This is a genomic window from Saprospiraceae bacterium (genome assembly GCA_016714025.1).
Classification (GTDB): Bacteria; Bacteroidota; Bacteroidia; order Chitinophagales; family Saprospiraceae; genus Vicinibacter.
In genome coordinates this window covers 152,279-170,172 of the sequence record JADJOB010000002.1, presented here as the reverse complement: position 1 = coordinate 170,172, position 17,894 = coordinate 152,279, and the positions used below count along the sequence as shown (strand labels likewise).

Genomic DNA, 17,894 nt, shown 5'->3' with positions numbered 1-17,894 from the left:
ATTAAAAAGCTGTAAAAATGGATATGAATACACAAAGCACCGAAAATATATCATCCTTGCTCATTTCGATGGGATACCTTGTTGTTCCAATTACTCAGAATATTGCAGGCCAATTGATAATAAATGGTGTTGAAGGTTTATATATTCTTGACTCAGGAGCTGGACAAACTGTGGTAGACACAAAACAATGTGAAAATTTAAATTTAAAACTTAATATGGATGATGCGACCTATTCAGGTGGAGGGCTTGGGGTGCACAGTATTGAAACCATCCCATCTTATAACAATAAAATTGAAATTAATGGATTTAAAATAGATACCTTGCCCATTGCTGTCATGTCGTTAGCATCTGCATGGGAGTCACTTGCTGTAATTGGAGCACAAGAAGATCTGTATGGTATAATGGGTGTCGATTTACTAAGAGCAGGCGAGGCCATTCTTGATTTCAATACAATGACACTTTATTTAAGGAAAGTAATTCCTCAATTCAATTGAAATTATTAGGCGTTTTTGTTCTATTTAAATACGTATGTGTAATAATTAATTGGATAAAACGATTCCTAAATCTTTAAAATTGACCTTTTTCGAAACATGATTTAAATATTGAGGAATATCATTTGGATCAATTCGGCTTTCATAATAATTTTGCATTAGAATATACCTTCAAGTTAGGGCCCGGACTTTGAATGCGTTTATTGAATAGTTTTAATGCCGGAACTATTTTGATAATTTATCCATGAAGGAATGTAACATAAGCCTACGTTCAATGATTTTAAATGGATTTAGTTTTTCAACTTTGCTTACTTGAATTTTGTACTGCATTTGTCAGTTGAAAGCCTTATGTTTGATAATTTTTAAATTTTATTGCCGCATAGCATTCCCCGTATTTATATAGCATTTTTCTGATAGTATCCGTGCACAGCTTATTTATATCTTATTAAAAAATAATTAGTAACTGTGTATATTTGAGTATGGTATATGAATTTCTTCGGATTGTATAAAAGCACATTGGAAATGAAATCAGAAAGGAACTTAATACTTTATATTGCATGCAGTTTAGATGGCTTTATTGCAAAGCAAAATGACGACTTATCATTTTTGTCAATGGTTGAAGAACCAGGTGAAGACTATGGATACCATGACTTTATTGATAGCATAGATTGTGTACTCATTGGACGGAAAACCTATGAATGGGTTATGAACCAGGTTTCTGTATTTCCTCATAGTAACAAGGAAACTTATGTTATAACAAGAAAACCAAGGCCAAGCATTGGCAATATTCAATTTTATACCGGAAGTTTAAAAGATCTGGTTTTTAAGCTCAAAGCACGTGAAGGAAAACATATTTTTGTTGATGGAGGTGCAGAATTAGTGAATGCACTATTAAAAGAAAATCTCATTGATGAATTTATCATTTCTATTATTCCTGTTCTTCTTGGCAATGGGCTAAGCTTATTTAAATCTGATAGCTTTGAAATTCCTATGAAATTGATAAGTACTAAGCAATTTAACAAGGGACTGGTTCAGCTTCATTATAAGCGAATGCTCACATAAGTTTAACTTGCAGACACTTGTTTAATTAACTCATTTATAAAATTTAAACTTTCGTGATTGTAAATTCAAGAGTTATTAATTTCGCAGTTTATTTGGGTTCCTCTTATCCTCTTATGAGAGGAGTTAAAATTAAACTCCACAAGTAGTTTAAATTAAGACTAATTTGCCCCGACTTGAACCTGTTGCTTAAGTTAACTAGCTAAGATTATATACTAGTTCTTGGTTAATACTTGAATTAACAGGATTAAAAGTTTGTTAGCATACTTTAAGGAGCGTCATGTATTAACATAATTGCAAATCATTTTGAAATGATTCGTCAAAATACTTTGATTATTTTTGGAACTGTTCAAACCCAAATTTTCATTAATATTTAATAATTTTGCAAATTATTCAATGATTTAGAATGATTTTTAAAATTAAGGTGTCAACCATTTACAACTGTTCATTGGAGCGAGCCTTTAAGACTCCAATGCTATGCGATGTTTCTAAAGTACACACAGGTTATGGTTTGATGCCAAAAGTTACACATAGTACAAATGATGAGTACTGGGGAACTCCCGGCTATTCCAAAAATATTTTTGTTGCAAAATCACTCACACAAAATGGCGGTTGGGCTTCTACGGATAAAGTTTTAGAGCGGATTGAAAATGCATATTGGAAAATTGAAGTTAGTAATTTCAAATCATGGATGTTAGGTTTTTCTAAATTTATTGGTGAATGGAAAACAACTGAACTTGAGCCTAATAAAATTTTAATTGAGTATTCCTATACCTTGTATTCAGACAATGCATTGCTTTATCCGTTAAATTGGATTTTCGCCAAGACTTTTTGGAAACGGTATATGAAAAGAGTTTTAGAGAATATTAGAACGTTGACAATAAATAATGAGCCCTATTTATATAATTGAAAAATTGGATCAATATGTCTAAAAATATTAAAAAGGAGCTGAGCTCAAATCAAATTACTGCGTTGCTTGAGGTATTGAAAAGTCGCTTTGAAAAAAACATGCAACGTCATAAGAATCTTGAATGGAGTCAAATTCAAACAAAACTTAAGGCTCAGCCGGCTAAACTTTGGTCGCTTCAAGAAATGGAGCAAACAGGTGGTGAGCCAGATGTTATAGATTATGATAAAAAATCGGGTGAATTTATTTTTTGTGATTGTTCGGTTGAAAGCCCAAAAGGCAGACGAAGTTTATGTTATGATCGCGAAGGATTGAATTCAAGAAAAGAATTTAAACCTGAAAATAGCGCAATGGATTTGGCAGAAGCTATGGGCATCGAACTTTTAACTGAAGAAAATTATCAAGATTTACAAAAACTTGGAACCTTCGATGCAAAAACTTCGAGTTGGATAAAAACACCTGCTGCAATTAGAAAACATGGCGGTGCATTATTTGGTGATTTTCGTTACGGTGCTGTATTTATATATCACAACGGAGCATCCTCTTATTATGCTGCAAGAGGATTTCGTGGATTGTTACGTGTTTAATTTTTTATCTAAAATTTTCCTCCAAAATAATTGGAAAATAAATTTTGAGCTCAGTCAATTTACATTGCCTAAAATCCTTATTAATATTTTTGTCTTACGGACCTCAGTTCCTCATCCCTCCAGCCCTACAGACCTCCAGTCCCTCAGACCTTTAATTTCAACCCTTAAAATTATACTACCTTATTTCCTTACCAGGAACTTCCGGCATTTTATAGGCCTTGTTTTTTAATAAGCTTTGTGTTTCCTGCAATGCTCTTATCAATTGCGCATCCTTACCATTCGAAAGTGCAGTTAAATCTTCCATAACTTCGATATCTGGATCCACTCCATGACCTTCTTTAAACCAAGTGCCGTCCGGATTGTACATTCTAAAAGTGGGCGCTGTTATTCCACCCCCATCAATTAATCCGGGGACCCCACTGATTCCAATAAGTCCACCCCAGGTACGAGCACCAATGAGCGGTCCTAATTTCTTCTTTCTAAAATAATCCGGGAAGGCATCACCACCGGAGCCACTCCATCCATTGATCAGCATAACTTTTGGACCAAAATGAGCGTAGGGTGGCCATGGCCATACCTTTCCATCACGTATAGCAAAATAGGATAAAGGTTCCCTGTTAAGTAATTCCACAAATCGATCGGGAATTTGACCGCCATTATTAAAACGTTCATCTATGATCAATGCTTTTTTCTGCCATTGTGCATTAAACTGACGGACCAACTCATTTTGTCCATCCAAGCCGGTACTGCGAACATATATATATCCTACCTCGCCATTGCTATTCACATCCACCCATTTGCGATTGGATTCGATCCATGCCAAATGTCTTAAACGTGCTTCATTGCCAATTGTTTGAACAATAATTTTCTTTGCATTTTTCCAATCCGGAGTGGTGTTATAGGTCAATTCAACGGCTTTGTTTGCTAGCCCTTGCATAAAGGCTGCTGGCTCCTGACTTGTATTTAATGCGTTGCCATTTACAGCCAGAATATAATCCCCTTCTTTAATTTGTAAACCAACTGCATCTAATGGGGAGCGTACTTCAGCATCCCAATCTGCAGCGCGGATAATGTTCTTTATTTTATAAAAATTTCCTTCTGCTTGCCAGTTAATTCCCAAATACCCAACATTTTTACGGATCGCCTGTTCTTCATCGCCCCCTCCATTATAAGTATGAGATGCATTCAGTTCGGCAATCATTTCACCAATAATAAAATTTAATTCTTCGCGGGTAGTTACTCCTTCAAGCATTTTTAAATAACGTTGTTTAACTTGTTCCCAATTGACGCCATGCATATCCCCATCGTAAAAATAATCTCGCTCTAAACGCCAGGCATCTATAAGTAATTGACGCCATTCTTTCATAGGTTCAATCGTCATTTCCATTTCATTTACACGAATTGGTTTTTCAAATTTTTGATTTTCTTCTGGTTTTATTACTGCAAATGATCCGTTTTTTGCAATCAACATTTTAGAACCATTTGCACAGAGCAGGTAATCTTCGGAATCATCCATTATGGTTTTTTCCTCACGTTTTTCAATGTCATAATAAACAGTAGATGCTTTACTATTTGTTGATGCACCTGTATTTGGATATTTTTGAAAGATAATTTTACCCTTCACTGCACTCAGGTTCCCATAATTTCCAGCTTTAAGAGGAAGTAATTCCAAACGGGATTCAATTCCAGTAAAATCTATTTCTACAGGTGAAATGGCTGGCTTCTTAGCTGCAACGGTGTCTTTGGTAGCTCCTTTGGATTTCTTTTTATCCTTTGGAGTTTCAGCTGTTGTGTTTTCTTCTTTTTTAATTTCAACCGTATCGTTTTTTACATAAAGTATGGAAGGAGTTGTTTTTAATAAACTAATTGCAGCCAGTTGCGTGGAATTTGCATAAATAAAGGTGTTATCCAGATCGCTGTATGATGGTTGAAAATATTGATTTGTTAGCAGGTAAAGGTATTTTCCTTCAGGATCAAATACCGGATTGTTACATTCGTAATATCCGCTGGTTATCTGATGGCTTTTATTATTCTGCACATCATAAATAAAAACTGCATTGTGGTAATTATCAAGATCACGATGGTAAGCCATCCATCGGCTGTCAGCTGACCAATTGACTTTAAATCCAAGTAAAGGACCATGCGACATACGCATTCCCTTGTCAACATCCGTGGTAAGTCCTGTATTGATATCCAATACTTTTATTTGCATGGCTTTGTCAATAAATGCTAATTTCTTACTGTTTGGTGACCAGTACGCTTGGTATCTGAAACCAGGACCGTAGCTGGTAATTTTTTTGGGTTCAAATTTGCCTTCTATACTTTGGATCCATAATTCATATTCACCCGATTGGTCGCTCCAGTATGCAATTGTTTTTCCATCCGGAGACCAAACAGGAGTGCGTTCTGCAACACCACAACTTGCAGTAAGGTTTTTTACAAACCCATTTTCAGCTGGCAATGAAAATACATCCCCTCTTGCTTCGACTAAAACCCGATTTCCATCTGGGGCAATGGATACATTTTGAATTAATTTATCAACCGTTTCAATTGAATTTTTAAGAGCAATACGGTCTGATACTATGTTTACTTTTATTTCTTTTAATTGTTTGTTGTTAAGTTGAAATAAATATAATTTTCCCTCAGCCTCAAAAACAATTTCTTCTGGTCCGATAGATGGAAAATGTACATCATATTCTTTAAAAAAACTTAATTGGCTGCGTGTTTTAGAATTTAGATCGTATTCCCAAAGATTCATTCGTTTTTCAGGGCCATTGTCAGATAAGTAGTAAATTTTCGAACCATGCCACATGGGTAATTCTTCACCAGCATCTATTTTAGAAGATATGTTTTCAGATGCTTTATTTTCTAAATTAAAAAGGTAAATATCTGCAACATCTCCACCCCGGTATCGTTTCCAGGTACGGAAAACTTCAGATCGAAATACCAATGCCAATTGTTTTCCATCAGGTGAATAGCTGCCAAACTCTCCATAAGGTAGGGGTAGTTTATCCGGATAGCCTCCATTTCTGGATATTGTATAAAATTGGTTGAAACGCTCTTTTTCACTTTCCCGACCTGATGCAAATAAAATTTTACTTCCATCCGGATGCCAGTTGATTACCCGGTCCGTCATGCTGTGATAGGTAAGTCTTTGAGGAACGCCCCCATTTACAGAAACTAAATAAACATCCGTATTCCCGTCATAATTGGCTGAAAACGCTATTTCTTTTCCATCAGGTGAAAATTTTGGAAAACTTTCCACACCAACCGGTGAACTCAATTTTGTTGCGGTACCACCAGTTTTGGGTACCAACCATAAATCATTTGAGTAACTAAAAACGATTTGATCCTTGGAAACATCCGGAAATCGATATAAGCCGGCATTTACCTGAGCCTCCAGGTATTGTAACAGAAAGAACGTACATAAAGCAAGAGACGAAATTCGTATCATTTAATAAAATTTTATTTTTGAATTAAAACACAAGATAAAAGGAATTTCAAATTGCACTATGCAATTAAACCAATTTTATTAAATGTGGGGATAGACTTAATATAACAGTTGTAGTAAAGTTTTATAACACTTTTTGATTTAATAATTGCATCAATTCATCCTTTTTTTAGGGGAGCTGGATATAGAATGGAATTCCTTCATCCCTATTTTCAAAAATAGTAAAAAATTATAATAATACAATTTTTAAAATTGAAATTGTAAAAGGAAGTGAATTAAATCCAATACCTGTTAATCAGGATGGAAGCAAAATTTGCGAAGTATCAAAACGGCTATGGCTAAGTATTGAAATTACAAATTCAATAATGGAGTTATAATAAACTAAATATAAGTGTTCCAAAGTCAGCTACGTCCTAACTTAAAATTAGAGTGAACCACATCATTGGATAGTGCCACTTTCATAATCAAAAATCTTGGCTAAAATCCCCCGATACAAGCAATAGCCCTGTATTGTATACAACGTCCCTATGAACCAATCGTAATACTTTGATATAAAATTTAAATAGTGTTTTTCAGGAACTATTTAACGTGTTTATGCGTTAAGTAATAAGTTTTGAAGTTTAAGACTAATTGCTTTGATTCAATTTGCAATTGGATATATTTCATCTAAACCTTTAAAATCTTCAAAATCTATTAAAATTTTAACATCATGAGCAAAGACAAAGGAACTAAAAACATTAAAAAAGCACCTGCGGATAAATCAAAAGCCAAAGTGGTTTCTGATTATAAAGCAGAAAGTAAAAGCAGTGGATCCAGTGGTTTAAAAACCTTTTCGCCAAAAGCAGATAGTAAAAATGCTGTTAAGAAATCTTAAGTGGTTTCTAACCCAAATGGTTTAGGAACACTTATTTCTGAAGGAATCCTGTATATTTGAATGTAAAACAATTTAATATGCGGGTTGCGCCATTCATTAAAAGCATCATTTGCCTGTGTCTGACTACCAAATGCTTGCTTGCACAACAGTCACAGCCCGTCTTCATATTAGATGCATCAATCGGTGTAAAAACTACAGGCAATAAACTTTCGGAATGGTTAGATCCCGTTCGTCAAGTAAAGGCAATCCAAAATACAGACCAAAATCAACCGGAATGGATCCCTTCAGGATTTGCCAACAGGCCTACCATCCGATTTAATGGCAGTTCGACCTTTATGAACATGCCTTCGCTGTTTCCAGTCAATAAAGATTATACCATTGCAGTTGTTTGCAAGGCAAATGGTCCTTCCAATAATATTCTGGGAGGGACCACGCATACTTTATGGATGGCCGGAAATACCAGTACTAAAATATTGCACAATGGGGATTTTAACAATCAGGTTAGTTCTGGTTTTGATCCAGGTTTGGAACCAGTTCTAATTATTGCACAATACAACAACAGCTCTCAAATCGGCAAGCTGGTTTTGAATGGTATCTATGAAGACTCTTCCTACTGTCCGCGAAATACCGATAATTCCATCTATATTTCTGCATACCAGGCTGGTTATTACTTCAATGGTGATATTTCAGAAATCCATTTGTACGACCGATATTTGGATCATACTGAACGAAAAAAATTAGAAACCGATTTGAAGCAAAAATATTCAATTAAAGACCCTCCACCTCCGGATACTAGTTTTTCACAATTACCGCAGGATTATCAATTTTTTCCAAGAGATTCAAATGATGAAGCTACCATACAGGTTGCCGGAGTTACAATCCAGTCTGGTTTTGATTCAATCCAGTTGCTGTTATATAGAGAGCAATCACTCCTTTCTATATCAACTCAACGATTGCAATTTGATACTTCAGGAAAAGCAAATTTTTTATTGAGCACAAAAATTAAAGCTGAATTAGCAAATTATGCAATTGAAATTAAATTAACTCAAGATGCAAATGACAGTTTGCTTGCACGGCGAACAAATTTAATTGCAGGCGATGTTTACATTGTTTCAGGTCAATCCAACAGCATATTTGGTGGGAATCCTTATACGAATTCGTTTATTCGAACTTTTGGTAAAAATTATTCTCTGAATAGATCGGATACAAATTGGACAATTGCATCTGCCGTTGGCTATGGAGGAGGACCTGACATTGGAGCCTGGGGTATGGACCTGGCAAAGTCCATCGTAGAAAATTATCAAATACCTGTTTGTATTTTAAACGGTGGAGTTGGAGGTACTTCTATTCAACAACACCAACGGGATGATATCCAGCCTGCACTTCCAGCAAACATATATGGTAGTTTATTATACAGAGCAATAAAATCTAATTTAACAAATGCTGTTAAAGCTATTTTTTGGTATCAGGGTGAAAGCAATGGCAGTGCCCTTTATTTTGAAAACTTCAAGGCCTTATATGAAGACTGGAAAAACGATTATCCAAATGTTAAAAAGGTTTATGTTGTTCAGATTCACCATGGGTGCGGCGCCGGGGACCATTCTGCACTCCGGGAAATTCAACGAAGATTGCCTGAAACGTTTCCAAATATCGAATTGATCAGTACCATGGCTTTGCCAGGACACGATGGATGTCATTATACCCTGGATGGATACCTTCGTTTAGCTAAGACTATATTTCCGCTCGTGCAAAAAGATTTTTATCAGGGAATCGATCGTGCTGAATTTTATCCACCTAACATTCTAAAAGCGTATTTTAGTAAACAGGATTATTCAGAAATTAGTCTGGAATTTAGTAAAGAGCAGTCAAGCTTGCTACTCCCTGCAGATACCCTGGTCAATGGCACTCCAATTGCCTTAAAGGATTATTTTGCATTGGATGACCAATGGAAGCAAATTAAACAGTTGCGTATTGAGGGAAACAAAGTAATACTGGAACTAAAAAATCCAGCACAGGTAAAAACCATTACGTATTTACCGGAAGTCTATTACCATGATTTCAATGTCGTTTATCAAGGACCTTATTTGATGAATCAAAATCAACTGGGCGCTTTATGTTTTAACAAATTTCCAGTAGATAAAGAAATTCCAACGGTTGATGCTTATGTAAAGGAATCAAAAGAACCTGAAGTTATACTCTTTCCAAATCCGGGAACTGTTCAGACAACGCTAACAATTCAAACAAATTTCAAAGAAGATTTAGTGCATGTAGAAATTCTATTTAGGAATTTATTTGGGGAAACTGTATTTAGTAAAACAATAGACCATATATCTTCTGGGATCTCAAATATTGAAATAGATTTTCCAAACCAAATACCCGGAACCTTGATTTGGCAAATAAAATCTGAGAATTTTTTAAATACCGGCAGGTGGTTGTCTTATTAACGATTGAATCGTTTTAATGAATGCGAAGAATTACCACGAATGCACGAATGAAAGACGAATGGATTTTATACGTCCTTAAAAATTCGTCCTTAATTCGTGCATTCGTGGCAATTCCTGCTTCTTCAATTCGTGTCTTCATTCGTGTCCTTCATTCGTGCATTCGTGGCAATCCTCCTTTCTTCAATTCATCCTTCATTCGTGCATTCGTGGCTATCTTCCTTTCTTCAATTCGTCCTCAATTCGTGCATTCGTGGCAATCCTCCTTTCTTCAATTCGTCTTTCATTCGTGCATCCGTAGCATTTCCTCCCTCTTAATTTCGTTTTCCATTCGTTCACCCATGTCATTTCATCGATGTACAAATCGACCTTAACTTTCTTTTACGTGTCGAAATTCCTTCAAAATCAAGAACTTACTTATGCCGCTTTCGCGGTTCTTTTACTTTTCTTACTGCTGTAAGAAATTCCGCTATGCGGAAATCGTTCAGTCATCCTTAACATAATTATTACTGTGCTTGCGAAAAAATTATTCTATGAGCGCTTGATTTTATTGAACTTTTGACTTTCGCTCCGAAACGTAAAAAAAATCAGGGTTTAAATAAGAATACATCGGCTCTTACTAATTTAAAACCCGCTTTTAATAAATTCAGCCCTTAAACTTGTTATTAAAAATTAGTTTTGTGCATTGAACACATAAAAATCATGTCCACAGCTTTAACATTACTAAAGCAATATTTTGGTTATAGCCAATTCCGACCCCAGCAACAGGAAATCATTGAAAGCGTGCTCTTGAATAAAGATGTATTGGTTTTAATGCCGACCGGAGGTGGTAAATCTGTTTGTTTTCAAATTCCTGCTCTATTAAAACCAGGAATGGCATTGGTAATATCTCCTTTAATTTCCTTAATGAAAGACCAGGTTGAGGCATTGGCAGCAAACGGAATTTCGGCAGGTTTTATTAATAGCAGCATGAGCCCTTCAGAAGAAGCTGAGATGATTGGTAAATGCCAAAATGAACAAGTAAAATTACTTTATCTGTCGCCCGAAAAAGCCTTAAGTCTTAGCGGAAATTTTCTTAAACAACTTCCGATCTCCATGATTGCAATCGATGAAGCTCATTGTATTTCGCAATGGGGCCATGATTTTAGACCGGAGTATGCCCAATTAAAAAATCTACGAAAACAATTGAATGCAATCCCCATAATTGCTTTGACAGCCACTGCAGATAAAGTGACCCGGAGAGACATTGCAAACCAACTCGAATTGATTGACCCGGAATTATTTGTTTCTTCTTTTGACAGACCTAATTTTCATTTATCAGTTCGAAGCCAACTTAAAGCTGCTCAAAAACAAGATGAAATTCTTGCATTCATTCAAGCACATGACCAACAATGTGGCATCGTGTATTGCCTTTCCAGAAAGAGCACAGAATCTATATGCAATTTTCTGCGAAACCAGGGGATCCCTGCCGATCATTATCATGCAGGCATGACTTCTGCTGAGCGTTCCAAGGTTCAGGAAGATTTTATCTATGATAAAACAAAAGTCATTTGTGCTACCATTGCGTTTGGTATGGGGATTGATAAATCGAATGTTCGGTGGATCATTCATTACAACCTTCCGAAAAATATGGAAGGGTATTATCAGGAAATCGGACGTGCAGGCAGGGATGGGGCTCCTGCAAAAACCATTTTATACTACAACATTTCGGATCTCATGATGCTCAATAAATTTGCAGCAGAAAGTGGTCAGGCAGAACTCAATCTCGAAAAACTAAAACGCATGCAACAGTATGCGGAAGCCCGGGTTTGCAGACGAAAAATTTTGTTGAGTTATTTTGGAGAGAATTATAATCACAATTGCAATTCTTGTGATATCTGCGATAACCCACCCAACTATGTGGATAAAACTCAGCTTGCACAAAAAGCCATATCAGCATTAATAAGGGCCAAAGAAGCCATAGGAATCCGGATGTTGATTGATATTTTAAGGGGCTCGATGAATGCAGATTTAGTAGCTGCCGGGTATAATAAAATTAAAACGCACGGAGCGGGAAGAGAGTATTCTTATGATGTTTGGCAATCTTATATTCTGCAACTTTTGCAAACAGGCGTTTTTGAAATGGCATATGATGAAGGATTTGTTTTGAAAGTGAGTGATTATGGGAAACGAATTGTCAGCGGTGAAGCAAGCATCGAATTGGCAGAAGAATTAGCGAAGCCCAAAAGAAGTTTTGCCAAAAAGGAATCGAGCTCAAGTTCTGGGGAAACAGATTTATTTTCAGAACTTCGATTGCTTCGAAAACAAATTGCAGAACGGGAAGCGCTGCCTCCTTATTTGATTTTCCATGATAGCAGTTTATTGGAAATGGTTGATCAAAAACCAGTAACACGTGAACAAATGATTAATATTTCGGGGGTCTCCTATACAAAGTATTTAAAATACGGACACTTATTTGAAAAATTAATCAGGCAAAAACTAGCTCTTTCTCAAGTAGAAATGGAACCAGATATTAATGAGTATCTAAGCGATGCGAAAATTGCAAATTATATTGAGGAACTCAACAAGTATCCGGTGCGCATTTCACATACTACCATTGGAAATTTACTTTTAGCTACAAAGCAAAACAGCTATCCGGAAACATTGCGTAACATCAGTTTTTATGGTTTGTTAAAAAATCAGGCTAATTATAAAATGATAGGTCCCAAACTTCAATCCTATTTTAAGAACAATCAGGTTGAGACCGGAACTCCATCAGAAATCGAAGCTGCTAATTATTTTTCCTTTCCAATAAAAAATGAACTTACAGCGGATCAAATTCAATCATATAAAGATACGGTTGCAGGTTTTGACAACAGCAGGCCCTCTGATTCAATTGACAATGAATATATATTAAAGCAACGCAAGGAATTTCCCCGTGCTTATGAATTTTGGAGTGAGGAAGAAAACGACATACTATTGGAACTTTGTTCAAAAACTAATGATATAAAATTATTAGAATCAATTTTGCAGCGCAATGAAACGAATATCAAATCACAGTTTAAAAAGCTAAAAAAGTGATTTTGTATTTTATTAAAATAATTTAGGAAATGCCACGAATGCACGAATGAAGAAGGAGGAAATGCCACGAATGCACGAATGAAGAAGGAAGAAGAAATGCCACGAATGCACGAATGAAGACACGAAGAAATGCCAGGAATTACAGACGAATAAAATATTTAATTCGTCCTCCATTCGTGCATTCGTGGCTAATCTTCATTCGTCTTTAATTCGTGCATTCGTGGCTAATCTTCATTTGTCTTTGATTCGTGCATTCGTGGCCAATCTTCATTCGTCCTTAATTCGTGCATTCGTGGCTAATATTCTTTCTTCAATTCGTAGCAATAATTATTTTTAATATTTCACAAACTTTATGGATTCTACAGAATTTGATCTATTATACACTTGAATTATATAGACACCCCTGTTTAGAGAAGTTACATTTAAATTAGTTTGTTGCATAGATGCATTATTTTCAATAACTACATTTCCTGTAAGATCTATTAAAATAATTTTATCTGGAATGCCTTGGGCGGAAATTATCGTAATTTGATCCTGGGAAGGATTCGGATACACATAGGATTGATCTTGTTTAATTAGATCTTGTTTCGTTGCAACAGCGCAGCAATATTCATAAGGGCCGATATCCAAAAGTACCGTACCATCGCCATCTCCATCTATGGGTCTAATGCGGCCATCGAAATCAGAGGAAACACTTCCTGTTAAAGATGTCCCCTTATCAATTGCTAAATTACTTGAGCTTGTTAAATGAAAATCGGTTGCAGAAACAAAGTTTGGATTCCCTTGAACTCCGTTTAGTTCATGCGTTGGATGATTCGTTCGGAATGAAGCCAAAGTAGTATAATAATTGTTACCAATATTTAGAATATTTCTACCGCCAGCAGGATAATAATAAAGGTTGTGGTCAAGCGTAATGCCATTAAGTCCTGTGTTTGAAATAAAACCAAGCAAGCTATGTACAACTGTAGCAGTTGTTTTATAAAAAATGTTATTTATAATTTGCAAATTGATCGGATTGATTGCATTTGTCAAAAATAAAAAGGGTTGATTAGCACCCGTATGAATTAAATTATTGAAAAAGTAAATATCCTTAACCGGACCATTGTCGGAAATAAAAACCTGGGCAGGAAAAATGTTGTTTCGCACCATGATGTTTTCACTAAGCAAGGTTTGGGTTCCAGATTCTGAACTAATTCGCAAGCCTTGTGGTGCATCATAAATTAGATTGCCCTCGATAATTATATTTTTTGTACCCGCAGATTGGTCTCCACCCACATGCATGGTATGGATGTAGGTATTGTGAATGCGATTATTGCGAATAATTAGATTTTCAGAAGCCCGAAGTTTTAGTCCATCATCCGCATTTTTAATTTCATTGCCTTCGAACAAAATATTTTTGGATTGGCTGATGTAGATGCTGTGTACAAACACACTGCCACAGCCATTGCTGTCCAATACATTGCTTTTAAATTGAACATCCGTAGCTGAGCAGAAAATTCCTTGTCCCTGGTTGTCGTTGCCATTTTTTTCGAGCAGGCAATTTTCAACAATAATATTGTTTTGATATAGAATCATTCCACTCTGACATCCCTGGATTTTTAATCCGTCAAGAATGATGTGATGAGGTTTTAAATTATAGAAGCTTTCATTAATATACACTCCAATTGGTCGACTTCCAATGGGTGAATTGCTCAGCAAATCTAAATTCTGAAACGTGATAAAAGAAGTTGCAGCATTTGCTGAACCCCGGCAAAGTAAAATTTCACCTGCTCCTGATTTTTCAATACGTGGTTTACTTCCGGTACCATACGCACCTACAAATAAATATTGATCCAATCTACCCTGTGCTGCATTTACGGCAATACCTGAATTTTCGATCCATCGATCTCCTCTGCGAAGGAAAACACTGTCGCCTGGTGTCAGACCAGAATTCAATAAATTATTTAAAGCAGTTAAACTTTTCTTGGGCCCATCTGATTGACTTCCATTTGGCATGGAAATTCTTCCACTCCAGGCATCATTTCCAAGACTTTCGGAAAAGTAATAATTGGTAGAATAAATTCTAATGGAATATAAAACCAGGAAAACGATCAGGATGTTGCTTAGTTTCATGTTTAAAAATATTTTCGAATATTGGCAAATTCAATTGTGAATTTATGAAACAAACTAGAGCTTTTATTTAATAAAATAAAGGGATACTACCTAAACTCATAATTCAACCCATTTGCCTGGGTTAGTAAGTTGGCAGGAGCATCTGTCGCTGTGGCACGTCCTTCCAATTTAGGGGATACCGGAGAATGTTTGGCCAAATATTCTTCCATCACATCATGGATTAAATTGGGCAATCGGGTAATTTTATTTACATTTTTAATTCTACAAATCAAATTTTTAGGGTCACCCTCTCGTTCACAGGATACAATTTGATAGTTTTTCTTTAGGTCAATTTTTTTGCCTTTTATTAAAATTTCATTCACGCGTTTGCCATATTCACGAGCAATGGTAAAATTAATTTTCATACCCTGAAAACGTACCAACCAACCGCCAAAGCGTTTTGCTGGATCGGATGCAAATACATTTTCCAATTCTTTTTCCAACCAATCCATAATTTGCTGACCACTAACTTCAGCAAGAATTAAATTATTATTACTCGGCAACATGCAATAAAGAAAGTCCACAGTGATATTTGCTGTTCCAGATTCATCCGGATTCAAAGGCGGACAAAATCTAAATCCATTTGAAACTGCTATGTCCGGAGTAAACTTCCACATCAATGCATCTGTTATCATATTATCCATTGGAGTTTCCAGAATGTAGTATCGAATGAGCGGTGTTTTGGTTTTGCCAATGACCCGATTTAATTTTTGTTGATATGGTTTGCTGACTTCTTGGATCATGGCTGCCATTTCTTCATCTGCTTTATATTTTTCCGGATCTACTTCAATCAATTGATAGGATTCCTCTTTAATAATTCCATCTTCTATTATTAAATCCAATTTACCTAAGAACGATCCAAATGCACCGGGTTCAGTAACTTTGGCATACTTTGCTTGCAAGGGTTGTCGAATGCGTTCATGGGTATCAGCACCCAATATATAATGCACCCCTTCAGTGTATTCCTGAGAAGCTAGATGTATTTGTTGGGTCAATCCCATATGGGTGAGTACAAAAATTAGTTTGCAGTTTTCCTGATCGCGTAAAATTTTTATATACTTACTGATATTGATTTCCGGTTTTATAAATTTTATTCCATAACTATATGCAGGAGGTTGTCTGGTTGGTGTCAAAGGATCATTGTATCCAATGAAACCCATTTTAACACCTGCGATATAAAATATTTGATAAGGAGGAAACAGAAACTCCGGATCCGTTGCATCATGCGTCATGTTCGTGCAAACTTTTCGGGCATTATAAGCTCCCAGATCATGTAACAACATTTGTTTGCCATAAGCAACTTCCCAATTTCCGGGAAGTACCAGATCATAGTTTAATAGATTCATTAAAGGAATCAATGCTTTTCCTTCAGAAAGCGATGCAACTCCGCTGCCTTGAAAACAATCGCCACCATCTATCAAGAGTGAATTTGGATTTTGCATTCTTAATTCTGAAATCAAGGTTTTAAGGTGAGCAAATCCTCCGCGTTTTTTATAAACTACCCGATCATTTTCTAAAAAAAATTCATCATGCACCTGCAATTGACCATGCAAGTCCGTGGTATGCAGCAGACTGATGTGTTGCACTTTGCCCGATTGAACCAAATTAGATTTTAAAATATCTTCTGTCTTTCCTTCTTCCCACAAGGCCATTGAAGAAATGGGGGATATGCCCAAACCAATTCCAGCGGTGCCAATTGTTTTTAGAAAATCTTTTCTGGATATACCTTCTTGGGATAAGGGCTCATTACAACCGCAATTGCAATCAGTAGGGTGTTTTGTCATGTTACTTTTTAGCTAATTTTTTAGCAGCAGCTATGGGTTCAAAAGGTCCATATTTGTGTTGCTGTTCTGAAAACGGATCCGCATAAGGTCCGAATGGATGGTCAACGGGTTTGCCAGCAAGTTTAGGCCAATCCATTTTTAAATCTTTCTGAGGGCGATCTTGTGAATTTACAAATGCTGCAATGTCCCAGGCTTCTTCATCACTAAGAATGATATTTTGATAACTGGCGCCAAAAGGCATATTGTGTTTGATGTATCCTGCAAATCTGGAAAGACGATATAAACCAGCGCCTGTATTATAACTTTTAGGACCCCAAAGTGGAGGATACTGATACGTGATTCCATCCGCATTTAATTTTCCACCACCCGTTTCGGTATGACAACTGGTACAATGCTTTTGATAAGCAGTTTTACCTTTCAGGGGATCCGCGGCTCTTTTCAGGTATGGTAAATCTACAATGCCAGAACCTTTTGGTTTTTCACCTTTGGGTACTTCATTCCCCAACCATTCAATGTATGATTTAATGGCTTGCATTTCTTTGCTTGAGGTATCCAGTGCAGTTCCATTGAGACTTCGTTCGATGCAGTCATTAACCCGTTTGTAAATTGTTTCAATGCTTCCGGAACGCTCTCTGAATTTTGGGTAAGTAGAAGCGACCGCACTGTAATTATTTCCAAATGGTTTCGTGCCAGCTTCTAAATGACAATTCTGACAATTCATTCCATTGGTAATTTTTGCAACACTGCCGTTTGGTCCTAAGTATTTAGCAGTATTAGCAATGAGATCGCGACCATATTCGAGCATCGCTTTTGCTTCTGTAGCTGGAACGGCATCCAAATCAGGTGACATCCAAATTTTATTTTTATCCATTTGCTTTTGAGCGGATGGACTTCCATTTGTTGCATTTACAGAATTTGTGGAGTTAGAATTCGTTGACTTATTAGTTTTAATAAATCCAGGGGGTCCAAAAATTATTATTAAAATGGCAGCGATTAATGCAATGCTAAGCAAGCCGACTAAATTGCTTAGTCGGTTAATCATTTCAATATAAACCTTGTCTTTATCTGATTGCTCCATGCATTCCAAAT

General features: G+C 36.2%; 11 protein-coding genes. 7 read left to right on the top strand and 4 right to left on the bottom strand.

Annotated elements, in window-relative coordinates; genetic code table 11:
- The first annotated feature begins 23 nt into the window (after nt 1–23).
- From IPJ80_04040 to IPJ80_04025, 4 genes are all read left to right on the top strand, one after another.
- Entirely contained in the window at nt 24–494 is a 471-nt protein-coding gene (locus tag IPJ80_04040) for an aspartyl protease family protein (protein MBK7912649.1), read from the top strand.
- Between the two features lie 519 nt (nt 495–1,013).
- On the top strand, nt 1,014–1,553 hold the full coding sequence (locus IPJ80_04035) for a dihydrofolate reductase (protein MBK7912648.1): 540 nt from the start codon (nt 1,014–1,016) through the stop codon (nt 1,551–1,553).
- A 403-nt stretch (nt 1,554–1,956) separates the two neighbouring features.
- On the top strand, nt 1,957–2,460 hold the full coding sequence (locus IPJ80_04030; protein ID MBK7912647.1) for a hypothetical protein: 504 nt from the start codon (nt 1,957–1,959) through the stop codon (nt 2,458–2,460).
- 14 nt (nt 2,461–2,474) lie between these two features.
- Entirely contained in the window at nt 2,475–3,044 is a 570-nt protein-coding gene (locus IPJ80_04025) for a DUF4256 domain-containing protein (protein ID MBK7912646.1), read from the top strand.
- A gap of 175 nt (nt 3,045–3,219) precedes the next feature.
- On the opposite strand, the gene IPJ80_04020 is transcribed toward IPJ80_04025, so the two are convergent.
- Nucleotides 3,220–6,498: a PD40 domain-containing protein gene (locus IPJ80_04020; GenBank protein ID MBK7912645.1), complete on the bottom strand. Its 3,279-nt coding sequence runs from the start codon at nt 6,496–6,498 to the stop codon at nt 3,220–3,222.
- Between the two features lie 706 nt (nt 6,499–7,204).
- Here IPJ80_04020 and IPJ80_04015 point away from each other — a divergent pair.
- The 3 genes from IPJ80_04015 (at nt 7,205) to recQ (ending at nt 12,870) form a co-directional block, all read left to right on the top strand.
- Nucleotides 7,205–7,369 carry a hypothetical protein gene (locus IPJ80_04015; GenBank protein MBK7912644.1) on the top strand — a complete coding sequence of 55 codons (165 nt, stop codon included), beginning with the start codon at nt 7,205–7,207 and terminating at the stop codon, nt 7,367–7,369.
- Nucleotides 7,370–7,446: 77 nt separating this feature from the next.
- Nucleotides 7,447–9,813, top strand: a complete 2,367-nt coding sequence (locus IPJ80_04010) for a hypothetical protein (GenBank protein MBK7912643.1) — start codon at nt 7,447–7,449, stop codon at nt 9,811–9,813.
- A gap of 699 nt (nt 9,814–10,512) precedes the next feature.
- Nucleotides 10,513–12,870 (top strand): DNA helicase RecQ, encoded by a 2,358-nt coding sequence (gene recQ / locus IPJ80_04005; protein ID MBK7912642.1) that lies wholly within the window; start codon nt 10,513–10,515, stop codon nt 12,868–12,870.
- A gap of 333 nt (nt 12,871–13,203) precedes the next feature.
- On the opposite strand, the gene IPJ80_04000 is transcribed toward recQ, so the two are convergent.
- The 3 genes from IPJ80_04000 to IPJ80_03990 form a co-directional block, all read right to left on the bottom strand.
- On the bottom strand, nt 13,204–14,982 hold the full coding sequence (locus IPJ80_04000; GenBank protein ID MBK7912641.1) for a right-handed parallel beta-helix repeat-containing protein: 1,779 nt from the start codon (nt 14,980–14,982) through the stop codon (nt 13,204–13,206).
- Nucleotides 14,983–15,068: 86 nt separating this feature from the next.
- The gene (locus IPJ80_03995; protein MBK7912640.1) at nt 15,069–16,805 is read right to left on the bottom strand and encodes a 5'-nucleotidase C-terminal domain-containing protein; all 1,737 of its coding nucleotides are present in this window, start codon (nt 16,803–16,805) and stop codon (nt 15,069–15,071) included.
- Between the two features lies 1 nt (nt 16,806).
- Nucleotides 16,807–17,847, bottom strand: a complete 1,041-nt coding sequence (locus tag IPJ80_03990; protein ID MBK7912639.1) for a c-type cytochrome — start codon at nt 17,845–17,847, stop codon at nt 16,807–16,809.
- Between the last annotated feature and the right edge of the window lie 47 nt (nt 17,848–17,894).

Excerpts from the sequence above, each read along its gene's own strand:
- IPJ80_04040 (MBK7912649.1), top strand. The coding sequence starts at position 24 with ATGAATACACAAAGCACCGAAAATATATCATCCTTGCTCATTTCGATG.
- IPJ80_04035 (MBK7912648.1), top strand. The coding sequence starts at position 1,014 with ATGAAATCAGAAAGGAACTTAATACTTTATATTGCATGCAGTTTAGAT.
- IPJ80_04030 (MBK7912647.1), top strand. The coding sequence starts at position 1,957 with ATGATTTTTAAAATTAAGGTGTCAACCATTTACAACTGTTCATTGGAG.
- IPJ80_04025 (MBK7912646.1), top strand. The coding sequence starts at position 2,475 with ATGTCTAAAAATATTAAAAAGGAGCTGAGCTCAAATCAAATTACTGCG.
- IPJ80_04020 (MBK7912645.1), bottom strand. The coding sequence starts at position 6,498 with ATGATACGAATTTCGTCTCTTGCTTTATGTACGTTCTTTCTGTTACAA.
- IPJ80_04015 (MBK7912644.1), top strand. The coding sequence starts at position 7,205 with ATGAGCAAAGACAAAGGAACTAAAAACATTAAAAAAGCACCTGCGGAT.
- IPJ80_04010 (MBK7912643.1), top strand. The coding sequence starts at position 7,447 with ATGCGGGTTGCGCCATTCATTAAAAGCATCATTTGCCTGTGTCTGACT.
- recQ (MBK7912642.1), top strand. The coding sequence starts at position 10,513 with ATGTCCACAGCTTTAACATTACTAAAGCAATATTTTGGTTATAGCCAA.
- IPJ80_04000 (MBK7912641.1), bottom strand. The coding sequence starts at position 14,982 with ATGAAACTAAGCAACATCCTGATCGTTTTCCTGGTTTTATATTCCATT.
- IPJ80_03995 (MBK7912640.1), bottom strand. The coding sequence starts at position 16,805 with ATGACAAAACACCCTACTGATTGCAATTGCGGTTGTAATGAGCCCTTA.
- IPJ80_03990 (MBK7912639.1), bottom strand. The coding sequence starts at position 17,847 with ATGATTAACCGACTAAGCAATTTAGTCGGCTTGCTTAGCATTGCATTA.